The 15,107-nt window shown below is 72.9% G+C and carries 11 protein-coding genes; 10 read left to right on the top strand and 1 reads right to left on the bottom strand.

Going from position 1 to position 15,107, the window contains the following annotated elements; all coding sequences use genetic code 11:
• The first annotated feature begins 177 nt into the window (after nucleotides 1-177).
• Entirely contained in the window at nucleotides 178-993 is an 816-nt protein-coding gene (locus IE258_RS09950; protein ID WP_189741746.1) for a S1 RNA-binding domain-containing protein, read from the top strand.
• 154 nt (nucleotides 994-1,147) lie between these two features.
• Here IE258_RS09950 and IE258_RS09945 read toward each other — a convergent pair whose 3' ends face one another.
• Complete coding sequence (locus IE258_RS09945) at nucleotides 1,148-2,494, bottom strand: MFS transporter (RefSeq protein ID WP_189741743.1); 1,347 nt, start codon at nucleotides 2,492-2,494, stop codon at nucleotides 1,148-1,150.
• A 349-nt stretch (nucleotides 2,495-2,843) separates the two neighbouring features.
• On the opposite strand from IE258_RS09945, the gene IE258_RS09940 reads away from it, so the two are divergent.
• From IE258_RS09940 to IE258_RS09900, 9 genes are all read left to right on the top strand, one after another.
• Nucleotides 2,844-3,176 (top strand): toll/interleukin-1 receptor domain-containing protein, encoded by a 333-nt coding sequence (locus IE258_RS09940; protein ID WP_229892015.1) that lies wholly within the window; start codon nucleotides 2,844-2,846, stop codon nucleotides 3,174-3,176.
• A gap of 48 nt (nucleotides 3,177-3,224) precedes the next feature.
• A complete protein-coding gene (locus tag IE258_RS09935; RefSeq protein WP_189741740.1) occupies nucleotides 3,225-4,301 on the top strand; it encodes a hypothetical protein in 1,077 nt (358 codons plus the stop codon).
• A 48-nt stretch (nucleotides 4,302-4,349) separates the two neighbouring features.
• Nucleotides 4,350-5,126 carry a TIGR03936 family radical SAM-associated protein gene (locus IE258_RS09930; protein WP_189741737.1) on the top strand — a complete coding sequence of 259 codons (777 nt, stop codon included), beginning with the start codon at nucleotides 4,350-4,352 and terminating at the stop codon, nucleotides 5,124-5,126.
• A 274-nt stretch (nucleotides 5,127-5,400) separates the two neighbouring features.
• A complete protein-coding gene (locus tag IE258_RS09925) occupies nucleotides 5,401-9,216 on the top strand; it encodes an Rne/Rng family ribonuclease (protein WP_189741734.1) in 3,816 nt (1,271 codons plus the stop codon).
• A 166-nt stretch (nucleotides 9,217-9,382) separates the two neighbouring features.
• On the top strand, nucleotides 9,383-10,444 hold the full coding sequence (locus IE258_RS09920) for an iron-containing alcohol dehydrogenase family protein (protein WP_189741732.1): 1,062 nt from the start codon (nucleotides 9,383-9,385) through the stop codon (nucleotides 10,442-10,444).
• A 223-nt stretch (nucleotides 10,445-10,667) separates the two neighbouring features.
• On the top strand, nucleotides 10,668-10,988 hold the full coding sequence (rplU, locus tag IE258_RS09915) for a 50S ribosomal protein L21 (protein WP_007449531.1): 321 nt from the start codon (nucleotides 10,668-10,670) through the stop codon (nucleotides 10,986-10,988).
• Between the two features lie 14 nt (nucleotides 10,989-11,002).
• The gene (rpmA, locus tag IE258_RS09910) at nucleotides 11,003-11,257 is read left to right on the top strand and encodes a 50S ribosomal protein L27 (RefSeq protein WP_003976205.1); all 255 of its coding nucleotides are present in this window, start codon (nucleotides 11,003-11,005) and stop codon (nucleotides 11,255-11,257) included.
• 145 nt (nucleotides 11,258-11,402) lie between these two features.
• Entirely contained in the window at nucleotides 11,403-12,839 is a 1,437-nt protein-coding gene (gene obgE / locus IE258_RS09905) for a GTPase ObgE (protein ID WP_159329058.1), read from the top strand.
• A gap of 249 nt (nucleotides 12,840-13,088) precedes the next feature.
• Nucleotides 13,089-15,095, top strand: a complete 2,007-nt coding sequence (locus IE258_RS09900) for a glycosyltransferase (RefSeq protein WP_189742626.1) — start codon at nucleotides 13,089-13,091, stop codon at nucleotides 15,093-15,095.
• Nucleotides 15,096-15,107: the final 12 nt, after the last annotated feature.

Below are 15,107 nucleotides of genomic sequence, written 5' to 3'. Positions count from 1 at the left end.
GCATCGCTGAGGCTGTGGCGGACGCCACAGAGGATGAGGTGGCCGCGGTGCTCGGTTCGCTCGGGGCCGTGAAGGAGCGGCAGTCGACCGGAGACGCTCCACGGACGCCTCTGGGGGCCACACGAGCATCCAGACTGAGGTGGAGTGGGTCTAGAGGCGCGTGGGACCCTGAGCGGCATGGGGGATGCGTCGGCTGATCAAGCCATAAGGAGCTTTCTGACCCCGATCCAGGTCGGTGATCTCTGTAGTGGCGTGGTGGCGGCGGTCTCCCGGTCTGAGGTGACCGTGACCCTGGACGGGTTCGCCGCTCGTCCACTCGGGGTGGTGGGGCCGCTGGATGTCTCCTGGCAACGGCGCAGGGCTGATGCTGTTGTGGTCGGTCAACGGATCACCGCTGAGGTGCTCTCCGTGGACTTGGAGGAGAGCCGGGTATCCCTGTCGATGGTGGCCACGGAGAACCCGGAACTCTGGGCGTTCCTCAAGCGGCTCCGCTACGGCCAACGTCTCACCGGAACGGTGGCGACGATCGAGTCGTTCGGCGTCTTCGTGACGCTGGACGAGGGCCCCGATCACCCGGTCTATCCCGGCGTCGGCTTCATCACGTATCCCGAGCTGTCCTGGCGCCGCTTCGAGGCGGCCTCGGAGGTTGTTGAGGTCGGGCAGCGCGTGTACTGCGAGTTCTTGCAGTTCGACACGTGGAACGGTGAGGCTCGGCTGTCCTTGCGGGCCACTCAGCCGGACCCGTTCCTGTGGTTCGTCGACGACATTGCGGTGGGCCAGAGAATGACCGGACAGGTGACCAAGGTTCTTCCGTTCGGCGTCTTCGTGCAGGTCGCGGAGGACGTCGAGGGCTTGGTGCACTTGCCAGAGCTGAGTGCGGATCCCGGTAGGGCACCCGAGGACGTTGTACAGGTGGGCGAGGAACTCACGGTCGTCGTCACGGACATCGACCGCGAGCGGCGCCGGTTGTCTCTTTCTCTGCGACAAGCCTGAGCGGTTGTGGTGCGGGCCATGCCCGGCGATGGACACCGAGATCCAGGTCGGTCCGACCGGTAAGAAGCTGCTGCCGCCGTCGGTCAAGAACAGCGCTCCGGCGGGCTGAGGGGCTGCAGCCGGGGTGCCGTGGGGCACCCCGGTGCGGCGTGGGTCAGGCGGTGGGTGTGTCCGCGGTTGCTGTGGGTGCGGGGGTGCGCCAGGCCATGAGGGCGCCGGCCGTGAGGCCCAGGGTGGCCAGCACGGTGGCGACCAGGAACGGGTCGAGGGAGTGCAGGGTCGGGGCGAAGCCGATTCCGACGCAGACCGCCACCCCGGTCGCGCCACCCAGCTGGTCGGCGGCGCGCTGGACGCCCGAGGCGATCCCGGCGTCGTCCTCGGTGACGCCGCTGACCGCGAGGTACTGCAGCCCCACGATGCCGAACGCCATCCCGGCCGAGATCAGGAGCATCGCCGGGATCATCGCCGCCCTGCCCGCCTCCAGGGTCGAGACCAGTGCGATCGCGGCCATCGCGGCGGCGGTGAGCCCGATGCCGGTCAGCACGCACGCGCGTGCTCCCCAGCGGTTCAGCAGGCGCGGCACGAGCGCGGAGAACACCAGGAGCGAGACGGCGAGGGGCAGCATGGTCAGGCCCGAGCCCAGCGGGCCGACGCCCAACCGGTCCTGCAAGTAGAAGGTGAACAGCAGGAACGAGGTCGACAGCCCCCCGCTCAGCAGCACCGTGGTCAGGTTGGCCGTCACCCGGGTGCGGTCGGTGAAGAAGCGCGGCGGCAGCAGCGGATGGCGCGAGCGTGCTTCGACACGGACGAAGCCGACTCCGGCGGCCACCGACCCGGCCAGCGACGTCGGCGCCACCCACGCGGGCGCCCCGGGTTCACCGGCCTCGACCACGCCGAGGACGAACAGCAGGGGGCAGGCGGTCAGCAGCAGCGCGCCGGGCAGGTCCAGCGGCGGTGCGTCCCCGGTCGCGGGGCGGTCGCCGTCGACCAGGAGGACGGCCGCCAGCAGCACGATCAGGAGGAACGGGACCGAGACCAGGAAGACCCACCGCCACCCCAGGTGAGCGGTGATGACTCCGGACACGACGAACCCGAGGACGAGGCCGCAGCTCGCCACCGCCGCCCACACGCTCAGGGCCCGTGTCCGGCGCGGCCCTTCGGGGAACAGCAGGACGATGGTGGCCATCGCGGCAGGCAGCGCGACGGCCTCACCGGCGCCCTGCAGCAGGCGCGCGACCACCAGCAGGGAGAACGTGGGGGCCAGGCCGGCCAGCAGGGACGCGGCGCCGAACAGGCCGGTGCCGAGCAGCAGCACGCGCCGCCGCCCGAGCAGGTCGCCCAGCCGGCCGCCGAGCATCAGCAGCCCGCCACCGGTGACCGTGTAGCCGACCACGACCCAGGTCAGCGTGTGTCCGTCGACGTCGAAACCGGCGCCGATCGAGGGCAGGGCGATGTTGACCACGGTCACGTCGACCGCGATGAAGAACTGCAGCATGGACATCGCGCACAGCACCAGCCATGCGCGTGTCGGGGACGGGCCGTGCCCGCGTGAGGAATGGATGCCTGGAAGCATCGGGTGCTCCGTCGCTCAGAGTTTCCGAGCAGCACGAGGGTGCCGCTCCGGTCCGATCACGAAGCGGCTGGACGTCCAGGAAGGATGTGTGAGCCGAACGCCCGCCGCTAGCGGGACGTCCTGGTCACCGCGGCGCAAGCGGCCGCGCACGAGGCAGCAGACATGCCCCGGACGCTATCAGGGAGGGGTACGGTCTGGTCGTGCCCCGGTGCGTGACGGGTGGTCAGCCGGGGACGTGTGCCGTTCGACGCGCGCGACTGGGGAGCGGGGTACGGGCTTGGGGGCGGCCGCCGGGCGGGCGCGGCCGGACCGCATGGTCAACCCCACGATCGAGGACGCGGTCCTGTCCGCGGACCTGTTCGTCGTCCTGTGGAGCAGGTCGTACGCCCTGAGCAGGTTCTGTTACGACGAGATCGAGTTGGCCCTGCGCAGGCACGCGGTGGGTGAGATCCAGCTCTGGATCATCAACCTCGACGGCTCCGACATCGTCCCGCCCGAGGCCCGGGCCCTGCCGCAGGCCCTGGCCAGGACCCCGCACGCCCTGGTCGCCCTCGTCCGCGAACTGCTGGAACACGCGGAGCCGGCGCGCACCGTCCCGGGCGGCGAGTAGCCGCGGGCAGGACGCCTCGGGATCCGAACCGGGTTCCGTGGCGTCCTCATGGGCATGGTGGATCTGGAGAAGGCGCCCGGTGCGGGAACGCAGGCGGGGACGGGGGAGCCGGTGCGGCGGTCGGATGCCGAGGGGTGTCTTGCCGTGGCGATCCGGATTCCGGTGCGGTTCGTGGTGCTGGTGCTGGTCGTGCCGGTGCGCATGGTCTGGGACGCGCTGGTCGTCGCGGGGCGGTTCTTGCGGGACGCGGTGCTGCGTCCCGTCGGGCGGGCGCTGGCGTGGCTCGGGCGGGCGGTCTTCGTGTGGCCGCTGGTCGCGCTGTGGCGGTATGTCGTCGTGCCGCTCGCCAAGGGCGTGGGGTGGCTGGGGCGCGTGCTGCTCGTGGTGCCGTCGGTGTGGCTGTACCGGTGGGTGCTGACGCCGGTCGGGCGGGCGCTCGCCTGGTTCTTCACGAGGGTGGGTGCGGTGCTCGCGGCCATCGCACGCGGGTTGTACGCCGGTCTGGCGTGGCTCGGGCGGTACCTGGCCGTCGTACCGGCGGTGTGGCTGTACCGGTGGGTGCTGACCCCGGTCGGGCACGCGCTCGCCTGGTGCGGACGGCAGGTGGCGCGGGGGGTGGGACTGGTCGTCACCGGTGTGGGCTTCGTTCTGTACTGGGTCTGCCGGGTGCTGCTGGTGCTGCCGGTGCTCGCCGTGTGGCGGTGGGTGCTCGCTCCGGTCGGCCGGTTCCTCGCCGTCGTCGGACGGGAGGTGGCGGACGCCCTCGGGCACGCCTGGCGGGTCGCCGGGCACCTCTCGCGCGCCGTCGGGCGGTTCCTCGGCACCGTCCTGCGGTGGACCGTGGCCGAACCGGCGCGCTGGGTGTACCGGAGTGTGCTGACCCCGGTGGGGCATGCCGTGCGGGACACCGTCCTGCGGCCGCTGGCCGAGGCGGGGCGCGGGGCGCGGCGGGCGGCCCGGCAGGCGCTGGCCTCGGCGCGGCTCTCGGTACGGCAGGCCCGCGCCGACGTGCGCCGCATGCTGTTCGGGGGGCCCGCCGAGCGGCAGCCGGTGGACGGGCGGGAACCATCCGCCGCCGAGGCACGTACTCTTGGTAGCAGTACGACCGCTCTCACGAAGGACTGAACGACACTGGGCAAGCGACAGCCCGTAGGCCCGCCGCCCGTTCCCGCGGTGCAGCGCATCCGACTGCGTTACACCAAGCGCGGCCGCCTCCGGTTCACCAGCCACCGTGACTTCCAGCGCGCCTTCGAGCGTGCGCTGCGCCGCGCCGAGGTGCCGATGGCGTACTCGGCGGGGTTCACCCCGCACCCGAAGGTGTCGTACGCCAATGCCGCACCCACCGGCACGGGCAGTGAGGCGGAGTACCTGGAGATCGCGCTCACCGAAGCGCGTGATCCGGAGCGGCTGCGGCTGCTGCTCGACGAGTCGCTGCCCGCCGGGCTCGACGTCGTCGACGCGGTCGAGGCCCGGACCTCCGGGCTCGCCGACCGGCTGACGGCCTCCGTCTGGGAGCTGCGGCTGGCCGGTGTGGAGTCCGCCGAGGCCGAAGCCGCCGTCGCGGCGTTCAACGCGGCCCCGGCGGTGGAGGTCCAGCGCCGTACGAAGAACGGCGTCCGTACCTTCGACACCCGCTCCGCCGTCGCGCACCTGGAGAGCGTCACCACGCACGGTTCACCGGCTGATAGGCCGACCGACCGGCCCTGTGCGATACTGCGGCTGGTTGTTCGGCACGTGACGCCTGCCGTACGACCCGACGACGTCCTGTCCGGTCTTCGCGCCGTGGCCGACCTGGCGCCGCCGGTCCCCGCAGCGGTGACCAGGCTGGCGCAGGGGCTGTTCGATGAAGAGACCGGTGCGGTGACCGACCCGCTCGCGCCCGACCGCGAGGCAGAAGCGCCCGAGCCGCATCCGGCCGCCGCTTCCGCCGCCGCGAAGGCGTCGGCGTAAGGAAGGTTCCGCGTAGGGACGGACGTCGTAGCGCCGCCCTCGAACTCGGGAGCCACCTGGGTCGGGCAGCGCACCGACCACAAGACTTTCGCCAGGCCGTGCACGACAAGGGGTACGGAACCGGCGAGACAAGACACGGATGAGCTTCCGAGCGGCGCCCGCGCCCCGGACGGCGGCGACCGCGCACCGCGCGAGCCGCGGACGTCACCGGCGGTCGACATGTCGATGCCGGACCAGGCGCGGCGCCCGGGAGCCTGACGGGAGAAACCCCCGCATGCTCGAACCGACCGAACCCACCGAGTCGTCGACCGCTTCGACCGACTCCGAATCGAACACCCCCAGCGACACCCTGCCGCCGCGCCGTCGGCGCAGGGCCGCTTCCCGCCCGGCGGGCCCGCCGTCCGGTGCCTCCGAGGCGCCGGCGGAGACCGTGGCCCCGGCCGAGGCGGCCCCCGCCGAGGTGGCCGAGGCCCCCGAGCCGGCCGCGGAGCCCGCGGCCCCCGCCCGGCCGCGACGCCGTGCGGTACGCAGGGCCTCCGCGCCCGCCGGGGCGCCCGCGGCGGTGGAGGCGGCCGAGACCGTGGTGCCCGCGGCCCCCGCCGCCGAGGCCCCGGCGCAGACCGAGGAGCCCGCCGAGGCCGAGGCCGAGAGTGCCGCGCCCAAGGGCCGGACCCGTCGTCGTGCCACGCGCCGCGTGACCGCCCCGGCAGAGGCGCCTGCCGAGTCGCCCGCCGAGGCCGCCGCCGAAGCGAGCGCGCCCGAGGCCGCCGCTGCCGCCGAGCCCGCGAAGACGACGAAGACCGCCGAGGCCGCCGCGCCCGCCGAAGCCGCCGAGGCGGCCCAGTCCGGTGAGGACGCCGCGCCGCGCCGTGCGCGCCGCCGGTCCACCCGCAAGGCCGCCACCGGCTTCGCCGCCCCGGCGCAGACCGCCGCCGCGGCCGCCGAGGAGGAGGCGCCGAAGCGTCCGTCGCGTCCCGCGGTCGCCGTGTTCCAGGCGCCCGTGTTCGCCGAGCCCCAGTTCCAGACGCCCGAGCGGGCCGCGGCCGAGGCCGCCGCCGAGGCGGCCGGTGCCGAGCCGGCGAAGCCGGTCGAGGACAGCGCTGAGGCCGCGGAGGAGCAGCCCGCCGGAGCGCGCCGCCGCCGCAAGCGCCGGGGTGCCGCCGCCGAGGAGGCCGCCGAGGAGCGGGCCACCGCCGCCGTCACCCAGGACGAGCCCCAGGCGGAGGCCGATGCCGACGCCGAGGCCGAGACCGACGAGTCGGGCGACGACCACGACGACGCCGAGGGCTACGAGGAGTCCGGGTCGCGCCGCCGTCGCCGCCGGGGCGGCCGCCGCCGTCGCCGCGGTGACGCCGCCGACGGCGACCTGACCGACGGCGACTCGGAGCACGCCGCCGAGCAGTCCGACCGGGCCGACCAGGACGCCTCGGACACCGCCGAGCAGGCGGACGAGGAGGCGGACGAGGAGGGCGAGGAGTCCACCGGCGAGAGCGGTGGTTCCAGCAGCAGCCGTCGCCGCCGTCGCCGTCGCCGCCGGGCCGGGGACGGCTCGGGCGAGGGCGAGTCCTCCGCCACCGACGACCCCGAGCGCACCGTCGTCAAGGTCCGCGAGCCCCGCCCGAAGCCCGAGCCGTCCGACGAGGTGCAGTCCATCAAGGGCTCGACCCGTCTGGAGGCCAAGAAGCAGCGCCGCCGCGAGGGCCGCGAGCAGGGCCGCCGCCGCGTGCCGATCATCACCGAGGCCGAGTTCCTGGCCCGCCGCGAGGCCGTCGAGCGTGTCATGGTCGTCCGCCAGCACGGCGAGCGCACCCAGATCGGCGTCCTGGAGGACGGCGTGCTCGTCGAGCACTACGTCAACAAGGAGCAGGCCACCTCGTACGTCGGCAACGTCTACCTCGGCAAGGTGCAGAACGTGCTGCCGTCGATGGAGGCCGCCTTCATCGACATCGGCAAGGGCCGCAACGCCGTCCTGTACGCCGGTGAGGTCAACTTCGAGGCGCTGGGCATGGCCAACGGGCCGCGCCGCATCGAGTCCGCCCTCAAGTCCGGCCAGTCGGTCCTGGTGCAGGTCACCAAGGACCCGATCGGCCACAAGGGCGCCCGTCTGACCAGCCAGGTCTCGCTGCCCGGCCGCTACCTGGTCTACGTGCCCGAGGGCTCGATGACCGGCATCAGCCGCAAGCTGCCCGACACCGAGCGCTCCCGCCTCAAGACGATCCTCAAGAAGATCGTCCCCGAGGACGCGGGCGTCATCGTGCGCACCGCCGCCGAGGGCGCCAGCGAGGAGGAGCTGCGCCGCGACGTCGAGCGGCTCCAGGCGCAGTGGGAGGACATCCAGAAGAAGGCCAAGGGCGGCAGCTCCAGCGCCCCCACGCTGCTGTACGGCGAGCCGGACATGACCGTCCGGGTCGTGCGCGACATCTTCAACGAGGACTTCTCCAAGGTCGTCGTCAGCGGTGACGACGCCTGGCAGACCATCCACGGCTACGTGTCCCACGTGGCGCCGGACCTCGCCGAGCGGCTGTCCAGGTGGACCAGCGAGGTCGACGTCTTCGCCACGTACCGGATCGACGAGCAGCTCGCCAAGGCGCTGGACCGCAAGGTCTGGCTGCCCAGCGGCGGTTCGCTGGTGATCGACCGGACCGAGGCGATGGTCGTCATCGACGTCAACACCGGCAAGTTCACCGGTCAGGGCGGCAACCTCGAGGAGACGGTCACCAGGAACAACCTGGAGGCGGCCGAGGAGATCGTGCGCCAGCTGAGGCTGCGCGACCTCGGCGGCATCATCGTCATCGACTTCATCGACATGGTGCTCGAGTCCAATCGGGACCTGGTGCTGCGGCGCCTGCTGGAGTGCCTGGGCCGGGACCGGACCAAGCACCAGGTCGCCGAGGTGACCTCGCTGGGCCTGGTCCAGATGACCCGCAAGCGGGTCGGCCAGGGTCTGCTGGAGTCGTTCTCGGAGACCTGCGTCCACTGCAACGGCCGCGGTGTCATCGTCCACCTCGACCAGCCGACGTCCGCCGCGGGCGGCGGCGGTGGCAAGCGCCGCAAGCGGGCGCGGGCCGGGGCCGACCAGCCGCACGAGCACGAGGCCGTCGCCGGGGTCGAGACCGGCCCGACGGCCGAGCAGGAGGCGGACACCGAGTCCGAGACCGAGGTGGCCGCCGAGGTGGCCGAGCCGGTCGCCCTCCCGGCGCCCGACTTCAGCGCCGACGAGGAGCTGTACAGCAGCGCCGCCGAGGCCGAGGCCGCGGCCACCCGGGGTCGCGGCCGGCGTCGCGCCAGCCGTCGGGCGTCCGCCCCCGCGGGTGCCCCCAAGGCCGCGAAGGGCGAGGCCGCCAAGGCGGCGGCCGCACCCGCCGAGGCGCCGACGGCGCAGGACGTCACGGTGCGGGAGGAGGTCGAGCGTCCGGTGCGGCGCGAGCCCGCCGCCGAGGTGCTGGCCGAGCCCGCGGCCGTCGAGGACGCGGTCTCCGGCGCCCCGGCCCCGGCTCCGGCCGCTCCGGCCGAGGCTCCGGCGCCCGCGTCGGAGGAGGCCGCCCCCAAGGGCCGTACCCGCCGTCGGGCCACCCGGAAGGTGTCCGCGCCGGCCGGTTCGCCCGAGGGCGCCGAGGCCGCCGTACTGACGGTCCCGGAGACCGCGACCACGGTGTCCGAGCAGCCCGCGCCGGAGCCCGAGCAGGCACCGGAGGCGGCCCCGGCCGCCGCCGAGCCGGCCGCGAGCGCCGCCCCGGCCCGTCCGCGGCGCCGTGCGGTGCGCAAGCCCACCACCTCCACCGCGTCCGAGGAGGCGGCCGTCGTGGTCGTCCCGTCGGCCCCCGCTGAGGAGGCCCCGGAGGCCGAGGAGGCCGCCCCGGCCAAGAAGGCGGCGGCCCGCAAGACGGCCAAGAAGGCGACGGCGAAGAAGGCCGCCACCAAGAAGACCGCGGCCAAGAAGACGACGACCGCGAAGAAGGCCACGGCCAAGAAGGCGGCCAAGACGACGACCGCCAAGAAGGCCACGGCCAAGAAGACGGCGTCGAAGAAGACCGCGGCGGCCGCCCAGCAGGCACCGTCGTCGGTCACGGCCGCCACCGACGAGGGCTGATCCGGCACCTGTCCGATCCGGCACGCCACGCGCCTTGTGGCCTGTCGCGAACGTGCGGCCCCGGGCGAACGGAATCCGTTCGTACGGGGCCACACGTTTCCCCGGCCGTCCCCGGGCGCATCATCAGTGACAGCCGGATCGCCCCGGCGAGGTGAGGGGAGACCACGTGCCGGTACTGACGAGGCTCATCCCCTCGCCGCTCGTCGTGGACGTCCGGCCGGGCGCCCTGGACGACCTGGCGAGCGTCCTCGCGGACCAGCGGATCTCGCAGTCCGGGAAGCTGGCCGTGGCGATCAGTGACGGCTCGGGGGCCCGGCTGCGCAGGCGGCTCGAACCGTCCCTGCCCGGAGCCGACTGGTTCGAGGTCGGCGGCGGCACGATCGACGACGCGGTGCGGCTGGCCGACGGCATGAAGTCGGGGCGCTACGACGCGGTCGTCGGCCTCGGCGGCGGCAAGGTCATCGACTGCGCCAAGTTCGCCGCGGCCCGGGTGGGCCTGCCCATGGTCGCCGTGGCCACCAACCTGTCCCACGACGGCATCTGCTCGCCGGTCTCGATCCTCGACAACGACGCGGGCCGTGGCTCCTACGGTGTGCCGACGCCGATCGCGCTCGTCGTCGACCTCGCGGTGATCCGCGAGGCACCGATCCGGTTCGTGCGCTCCGGGATCGGCGACGCCGTCTCCAACGTCTCCGCGGTCGCCGACTGGGAGCTGGCCCACCGGGTGAACGGCGAGAAGGTCGACGGCCTCGCCGCCGCCCTCGCCCGGCAGGCCGGGGAGGCCGTGCTGCGCCACCCGGGAGGCTGCGGCGACGACGGGTTCCTGACCGTGCTGACCGAGGGCCTGGTGCTGTCCGGGATCGCCATGACCATCGCCGGGCACACCCGCCCCTCCTCCGGTGCCTGCCACGAGATCAGCCACGCCCTCGACCTGCTGTACCCCCGGCGCGCCGCCAGCCACGGCGAGCAGGTGGGCATCGGCGCCGCCTTCGCGACGTACCTGCGCGGCGACCGGGAGGGCTCCCTGCTGATGGCGGACACGCTGCGCCGGCACGGGCTGCCCGTGGTGGCCGGGGAGATCGGCTTCGGCGACGAGGAGTTCGTGCGGGCCGTGGAGTTCGCGCCGCAGACCCGGCCCGGCCGGTACACGATCCTGGAGCACCTCGACCTGTCGCCCGCGCGGGCGGGGGAGGCGTACGCGGAGTACGTCGCGGCGGTCTCCGGCTGATCGCCGGCGGCCCTGGTCGCGGGCTCCGTGGGCCCGGTTTGACCCCTGTCGTGCGGCCCCGTAACCTTGACCGTCGGCGTGTCGACTGACGCGTCACATCCCCGTAAACCTCTTTCCTTCCGGGTGCGGGCCCTCGCGGGCCCCGGCCGGGAGAGGCTGTCCGTGTGTCACCGGGTGGCTGGACTGCGGGGGTGCCGTTTCCGAGCGAGAGAGTGAGATCCGCGTGTACGCCATCGTGCGCAGCGGTGGTCGCCAGCACAAGGTTGCTGTCGGCGACATCGTTGAGGTTGACAAGATTTCCACCGCCCAGGTAGGCGACACGGTCGAGCTCTCGACCCTGCTCGTTGTTGACGGCGACGCTGTGACCAGCGACCCGTGGGTGCTGGCCGGCATCAAGGTCCAGGCCGAGGTCGTGGACCACCACAAGGGCCAGAAGATCGACATTCTGCGCTACAAGAACAAGACCGGCTACCGCCGTCGTCAGGGCCACCGCCAGCAGTACACGGCGATCAAGGTCACTGAGATCCCCGCGGCTGCGAAGTAAGGGACTGAGGAGACATGGCACACAAGAAGGGCGCATCGTCCACCCGGAACGGTCGCGACTCGAATGCCCAGCGGCTCGGCGTGAAGCGCTTCGGCGGTCAGGCCGTCAACGCGGGTGAGATCCTGGTCCGCCAGCGCGGCACCCACTTCCACCCGGGCGCCGGCGTCGGCCGTGGCGGCGACGACACGCTGTTCGCGCTGCAGGCCGGTGCGGTGCAGTTCGGCACCCACCGTGGCCGCAAGGTCGTGAACATCGTTCCGGTCGCCTGACCGGACACTTTCGCGAGGCGGGCCTCACTTCCCCGAGGGGAAGCGGGTCCGCCTTTCGCGTGTTACCCAAGAGACACTCCCGTAGTGGCTCGCGCAGTAACCCCTGGTAGTAACTCGTAGTACGTAGTAACTGGAGGCACATCCCATGACCACCTTCGTGGACCGCGTCGAACTGCACGTCGCCGCGGGTAACGGAGGCCACGGCTGTGCCTCCGTCCACCGTGAGAAGTTCAAGCCGCTGGGCGGCCCGGACGGCGGCAACGGCGGCCGGGGCGGCGACGTGATCCTCACCGTGGACCAGTCGGTGACCACGCTCCTCGACTACCACCACTCCCCGCACCGCAAGGCCACCAACGGCAAGCCCGGCGAGGGCGGCAACCGCTCCGGCAAGGACGGCCAGGACCTGGTCCTGCCCGTGCCCGACGGCACCGTCGTCCTCGACAAGGCGGGCAACGTGCTCGCCGACCTCGTCGGCCACGGCACCTCCTACGTCGCCGCGCAGGGCGGCCGGGGCGGCCTCGGCAACGCGGCGCTGGCCTCGGCGCGGCGCAAGGCGCCCGGGTTCGCGCTGCTCGGCGAGCCCGGTGACCTCCAGGACGTCCAGCTGGAGCTGAAGACCGTCGCCGACGTGGCGCTGGTCGGCTACCCGAGCGCAGGCAAGTCCTCGCTGATCTCCGTGCTGAGCGCGGCCAAGCCGAAGATCGCCGACTACCCCTTCACGACGCTCGTCCCCAACCTGGGCGTGGTGACGGCCGGCGAGACCGTCTACACCGTCGCCGACGTCCCCGGTCTCATCCCCGGCGCCAGCCAGGGCAGGGGCCTGGGCCTGGAGTTCCTGCGGCACGTGGAGCGGTGCAGCGTACTGGTGCACGTCCTGGACACGGCGACGCTGGAGTCCGAGCGCGACCCGCTCTCCGACCTGGACGTCATCGAGGCCGAACTGAGCGAGTACGGCGGCCTGGACAACCGGCCCCGGATCGTCGTCCTCAACAAGATCGACGTGCCCGACGGCAAGGACCTCGCCGAGATGGTCCGTCCCGACCTGGAGGCGCGCGGCTACCGGGTCTTCGAGGTGTCGGCGGTGGCTCACATGGGCCTCAGGGAGCTGTCCTTCGCGCTGGCCGAGCTGGTCGCCACAGCGCGTGCCGCCCGCCCGAAGGAGGAGGCCACGCGCATCGTCATCCGGCCCAAGGCCGTGGACGACGCGGGCTTCACGGTCACCCGCGAGGAGGACGGCCTGTTCCGGGTGCGCGGCGAGAAGCCCGAACGCTGGGTGCGCCAGACCGACTTCAACAACGACGAGGCCGTCGGCTATCTCTCCGACCGGCTCAACCGCCTCGGTGTCGAGGACAAGCTGATGAAGGCGGGCGCCCGCAACGGGGACGGCGTCGCCATCGGCCCCGAGGACAACGCGGTCGTCTTCGACTGGGAGCCCTCGGTCACCGCCGGTGCCGAGATGCTCGGCCGCCGCGGCGAGGACCACCGCTTCGAGGCGCCCCGCCCCGCCGCGCAGCGCCGCCGGGACCGCGAGGCCGAACGGGACGAGGCGCAGCAGGAGTTCGACGGCTTCGAGCCGTTCTGACGCCCCTGCGACAGCACCGCTCACGCCGCCCGTGGAACCGGAGTCCCGCGGGCGGCATCTTGCTGTTCACAGGGTTACACAGGTGTGTCGGGGCCGTGATCTGCTGTCCTGCATCTCTGTGTACTTTGTGAGGAGGATGTGACCACCCGTGCGTGGTCAGGGGCGGGGGGACGGCCTGACCAGCCGCTCCCGGGAGCAGAGAGAAGCCGCAAAGTGAAGATCGCATTCCTGGTTCGGGACCTGTGTCACATGGGGGGCGTGGTCAGCGCCACGCAGAACCTCGCCGGGGCGCTGGCCGAGCGGCACGACGTCGAGATCGTGGCGCTGCGCAAGGTGCGCGACGAGTCGTACTTCCCGCTGGACCCGCGGGTGAAGGTGCGGGCCCTCACCGACATGCGGCCGCACTCCCCGGTGTCCGACGTGGACAATCCGCTGTCCGACAAGTTCCCGCTGATCTACCCGCTCAACGCCGGTGCCAAGACGCCGGTGGTGAGCCGGCTCGCGGAGCTGCGGCTGCTGGAGTACTTCGACACCACCGACGCCGACGTCGTCGTCAGCTCCAGCCCGCGCAACACGATCATGCTGGCGCAGGCGCCCGGTGACTTCCTGAAGGTCACTCAGGAACACTCGATGCCCGCCATCTACGCCACGGACATCAAGCAGCGCCTCTTCCCGGCCTACCGGCACCTGCACGCCCTCACGGCACTCACCCCGGAGGAGGTCGCCGCGCTCGCCCGGCAGGTGCCCGCGGTGCGCAACCGCCTCGCGGTGATGCCCAACTGCGTGCCCGCCTCCACGATCCGCTCCAGCGGCACCAACAAGGTGGTGGTCTCCGCCGGTCACCTGACCGACAACAAGAACCACGCCCTGCTGATCGAGGCATTCGCCAAGGTCCACGCCGTCGCCCCGGAGTGGACCCTGCGCATCTACGGCCACGGCGCCGAGAAGAAGAAGCTGCGGACCCGCATCGAGGAACTGGGGCTCTCCAACAGCATCCTGCTGATGGGCCAGACCTCGCCCGTCACCCCGGAGTTCGGCAAGGCGTCGATCTTCGTCCTGCCCTCCAAGCGGGAGGCGTTCGGCAACGTCCTCGTGGAGGCGATGGCCGCCGGACTGCCCGTCGTCGCCACGGACGCCGACCACGGGCCGCGCAACATCCTCACCGACGGCGAGGACGGACTGATCGTCCCGCGCGGTGACGTGCAAGCGATGGCCGACGCGATCCGGCGCCTGGTCCAGGACGACGAACTGCGCCTGAAGATGGGCGCCTCGGGCATCCGCAACGCCGAGCGCTTCCACGAGCGGGCCAGCCGCGAACGCTTCGAGGCCATCATCGAGGAGGCATTCGCCCGCAAGGAGCTGCCCCGCCACGCCACCGCCCGGGTGGACCGCGAGGGCTCCGTCCACGTCGCCGTGGGCACGCTGCCGCCGAGCGCCGGTCAGGCCGACCTCGTACTGCGCAAGGGCGGCGCCGGCGGCGCGGAGCACCGCTTCCCGTTCTCCGCCGAGGGCGAGGCCGTCGTGCCCTGGGACGCCGGGGTGCCGCACGGCACCTGGGAGCTGGCCCTGGCCACCCGCGAGGGCGAGCGCGAGGTCTCACTGACCACCGACGGCTACGGCTGCGACACCCGGGACCTGCTCGCCGTGGAACTGCCGCGTCCGCAGGGGCCGTCCCTCGCCCTGCTGCTGCCCCACCTGCACGAGGACGGCGGGCTGCGGCTGCGCAGCGCGCTGCGCGACGTGCACGCCGAGGTCGGCCCGGTCAGGGTCGACGAGCGGACCATCGCCGTACGCGCCCAACTGTGGGGCGCGCGGCCCGCCGCGGGCGCCGTGGTGGAGGCCGTGCACCGCCGGGACAAGGAGCGGGTGCTGACCTTCCCGCTGCGCGACGAGGGCGACGGCTGGGTGGCCGTGGACCTGGACTGCGCCACCCTGGTGCGCGAGCACGGCGAGGCCGACGAGGAGAAGGAGGTCATCTGGGACCTGTCGCTGCGCACCGCGCCCGACGCGCCCCGGGTGCCGCTGGCCAAGCTGGGCACCGACGTCCTCCAGCCGATCAACGTGTTCACCTTCCCCCGCCCGGTGATCAGCGAGGCCGTGGCCGCGCCGCCGACCGTGCTGACCCGTGCGGTGCGCAAGTCCCGCCGGGCCCTGGGCCAGACGCCCGCCCCCCTGCCGCCCACCCGCCGGCGCACCGAGCTGCGGCCCTACTTCACGGCCGCCTGCCAGCTCGCGGTGAAGACCGTGCGGCTCTGAGCCGTCCGGAGC

This window comes from Streptomyces tendae (genome assembly GCF_014650435.1).
Lineage (GTDB): Bacteria > Actinomycetota > Actinomycetes > Streptomycetales > Streptomycetaceae > Streptomyces > Streptomyces tendae.
Note: the sequence above shows the minus strand (reverse complement) of the source record. Positions and strands in the feature narration are given on the sequence as shown.

Coding starts and splice junctions, on each gene's coding strand:
- IE258_RS09950 (WP_189741746.1), top strand. CDS start 178: ATGGGGGATGCGTCGGCTGATCAAGCCATAAGGAGCTTTCTGACCCCG.
- IE258_RS09945 (WP_189741743.1), bottom strand. CDS start 2,494: ATGTCCATGCTGCAGTTCTTCATCGCGGTCGACGTGACCGTGGTCAAC.
- IE258_RS09935 (WP_189741740.1), top strand. CDS start 3,225: ATGGGCATGGTGGATCTGGAGAAGGCGCCCGGTGCGGGAACGCAGGCG.
- IE258_RS09925 (WP_189741734.1), top strand. CDS start 5,401: ATGCTCGAACCGACCGAACCCACCGAGTCGTCGACCGCTTCGACCGAC.
- rpmA (WP_003976205.1), top strand. CDS start 11,003: ATGGCACACAAGAAGGGCGCATCGTCCACCCGGAACGGTCGCGACTCG.
- obgE (WP_159329058.1), top strand. CDS start 11,403: ATGACCACCTTCGTGGACCGCGTCGAACTGCACGTCGCCGCGGGTAAC.
- IE258_RS09900 (WP_189742626.1), top strand. CDS start 13,089: ATGGGGGGCGTGGTCAGCGCCACGCAGAACCTCGCCGGGGCGCTGGCC.